The sequence below is a fragment of the Lawsonella sp. genome, from assembly GCF_011525565.1.
Lineage (GTDB): Bacteria > Actinomycetota > Actinomycetes > Mycobacteriales > Mycobacteriaceae > Lawsonella > Lawsonella clevelandensis_A.
The window spans coordinates 1-2959 of sequence record NZ_WVRS01000005.1 but is presented as its reverse complement, the minus strand read 5'-3'; the positions used below and the strand labels follow the sequence as shown (position 1 = coordinate 2959).

3 protein-coding genes are annotated in these 2959 nt (G+C 49.8%); all 3 read left to right on the top strand.

The features are described from left to right. Nucleotides 1-937: hypothetical protein (locus QZV76_RS04235; protein WP_290598557.1), on the top strand; the 937-nt coding region annotated here is incomplete at its 5' end. A gap of 291 nt (nucleotides 938-1228) precedes the next feature. After that, the gene (locus QZV76_RS04230) at nucleotides 1229-2401 is read left to right on the top strand and encodes a hypothetical protein (RefSeq protein ID WP_290598556.1); all 1173 of its coding nucleotides are present in this window, start codon (nucleotides 1229-1231) and stop codon (nucleotides 2399-2401) included. A gap of 296 nt (nucleotides 2402-2697) precedes the next feature. Then, nucleotides 2698-2959 (top strand): hypothetical protein (locus tag QZV76_RS04225; RefSeq protein ID WP_290598554.1); only part of this gene is annotated, 262 nt, incomplete at its 3' end.

The window sequence follows — 2959 nt, the reverse complement described above, 5'->3', positions numbered from 1 at the left end:
TGCTGCCGGTGCTGGCTTAAATCCTGCCCTTCTTCTTGGACTAGCAGCTAAGGCTCTGGGCCATGCAGTTGCATCTGGTCAGACTCCTGCTGATGGTAACCAGGCTGGTTCCGCTCCTGCGCCGCAGCTGGTTGGCCCCGATGGTGACATTAACTTCGGAGCTGTTTTCAACGTTTTCCTCGGCCACCTCACCCCCTCCGCCATTATGGGAACTATTGTTGCTGTTCCCGCATTTGCGGATTCCATTGGACTCATGAGCGCCGTTGTTGGCTCCGTCGTTGGTGCTGTTGTCGGTTTTGTGACGTCACCAATAGCGTCCATGGTAGTTAACGGGGTTATATTCTCCCTGTTCCCCACTGGATACGGAATGTGGTGGGGCATTCTCCTGAATATGTGTGCTTTCGGTGTTGGTGTGTTGTGTGACGCTATCGGTATGCTATTCCCCCTCTTCTTCGGTGGTCTCGGAATAGTGATTAACGTCGTTGTAGTAGGTTTGTGCATTCTCCTGTGGCCACTTGCTCTGCTTTGCTTCCCAATGATTATCACCTTTATGACTCTCGTCAATACCTTCCTCATTGGGTTCAGCCTCTTCCTCCTACCGTGGCTCAGCCTTGGTATTGCCTTTAAACTCTTTGGTATCTTCCTCTTCGTTGCCAGTACTCTCATCTACTTCTTTACTGGCTTCGTTTGTGGCGCTGCCGTAGGTGCTCTTCCACACCGTCTCCCCTTCGCTGCCATTGCTGCTACTCCCGCCGGTGCTTTCGTGGGTGGAGTTGCAGGCTTCTTCGGCGGCTTCGCTCTCGGTGCCCTTCTGGGACTCCTCATCGCTATAGCGGTCATCGGTTCCGGTGATCTCTTCCGTACCTCTGCTTCGGGAGAAGTTAGCGCTAAGGATGCTCTGAAGGCTATCCAGTCTGATTACGCACTCGCTGCTTAATTCGGATCACATGGACTCTCCTATGTTTTATCTGGGGAGATAACAAGGAGACACTAATTAAATAGTCGCCAATGGGGCGGTGTCCAGTAAAGAGGACACCGCCCCATTGTGTATCCATGTATCTGTTGCGAGCACTCTTAGTCGCCTTTGTTAGAGATAAGTAGCTTTTTATCTTTATTGTTGTTGAAAATTCGATACGATAAGTTCACTCAGTCAACACCATAAACATGCGCACACACTCCGTATATGTAAGTGCATGTGGTATGCGTATGACGTTCCCTAGGAGATTCCTTGAAGAAAATTATTCTTCCCGCGGCAGCTGCGGTCATAACAGCTGCACTGTCACTCTTTACCCATAGTGGAGTGGCGAATGCGCAAGAATTATCGGATGCTATCCTTTCCCTCCCTGCTTCCACTATCCATGCAGTAAACACTGAGGTAAGTACTGGGGTAAACACCGGGGGAAATATTGGGGTAAGTCCCGAGATAAGCTCCGAGATAAGTACTGTCTCCCCGGCTACCCCAACGGTGCCGGTGGATAGTGTTCTTTCTTTCCTCTCCGGCTCTCTTATGTTGGCTGGCCGTGACATTCTGTCCTTGTCCCAGCGTTCCTCTGATATGAACACCCGCCTGGTGGATAGTGTTATAGACCCGCTGGACGATGATGATAGCACCGTCACTCTCCCCGATCTCCTGGAGCAGTTAAAACCTTTGGCGGCGGCTCCTCTGGCTATTCTTGTGTGCGCGATTCCTGGGAGTATTTTTGGTGCTGGTGCCGGGGCTCTGGCAGGTACTATCCTGGCTGCTGCGGCGGTGGCTTTTGCTGGTGTTTCTTCTGCTGCGCTTGTTGAGTCTCCGTTTATTATTGCTGGCCTTGGTGTTTCCTTACTGCCGTCTATGGTGGCGGGGGTAGCGAGCCATTTTCTTAGGTTGTTGAGTTCTCTTACTACTGCTGTGATGGAGGTAACGTGGCCCTTCTGGTTTCATGGAGGCCTTGCCATGTTTCTCATTGGTATTAGTGGTGAAGCATTAGGCGTTAAAACTATTAAGACTGGTGTGGGGAGCCCTATTTTTACTGCCGGTGTTGTGATGATGGTGCTTGGCCTGCTGCCCGGTATTGCCTTTACTGCGGTGGGTGCTTTTTTCGGACTTGCTCATCTTCTACATCTGTTGTCGATAGTTATCCTGTGTGGTGTTACCGCGCCGCTGGCGACATTGGGGATATTCCCGGCTTTAACATTGGGTGCTTTTAGCGCAGGTAAGGCTGCTGTTTTGGCTCTTCCTACGGGTATTGTTGTAGGTTTTGCGGCGGGCGGTGTGCTTGGCGGTATTACTGCTTCTGTACTGGCTATTCTTACTACCGCCGCTATTGTGATTGCTAAGATTTCTCGGCTTGAAGACGATGCGGCTAAAAGTAATGATGATTACTTTATGGTGCCCAGCAGTTATGCATTGGTTGCATGATAGTTGCACTGCAGTTGCATGATGGTTGCGAGCTGGGTGCATAGTGTGTGTAGCGCGAAATATGTGCTGTAGCAGGGGGAATGTAGCATTTATAGTGTGCGCTAGGTGTCGTGTAAATGCATAGTGGTGGAATTTTTCCTGCATAATATGCAACAAAATCATTACCGTTACGTGGGAGTAAATTCTAAGCATTTTATAATTCTTGTCTTTATTAATTCAGCGTCTGTGCATCATTTGTCACCAAAAATTATTTCTCGGTGGGTGCATTTCAGGGCGTTATCACTTTTGGAGTATTCGTGAGAAAATTTGTGTTGCCTGGTGCAGCCGCTTTTGCCGCAGCTGCGTTGTCACTGTGCCTTGGTGGCGGAATGGCTCACGCACAGGAAAGTGCAGAAGCTGCTCCTGTGCAAGTCCCCTCGCTTCATGTTGTTAATACTCTCGGTGTTTCTCAGGAAACCCCAGAGCCATCTATCCCTGTCAATGAGGTTCTCAATTTCCTCTCAGATTCCATTAATCTAGCGGGATACAATGTTCTTTCCTCCCGGGATCGTATGTCCA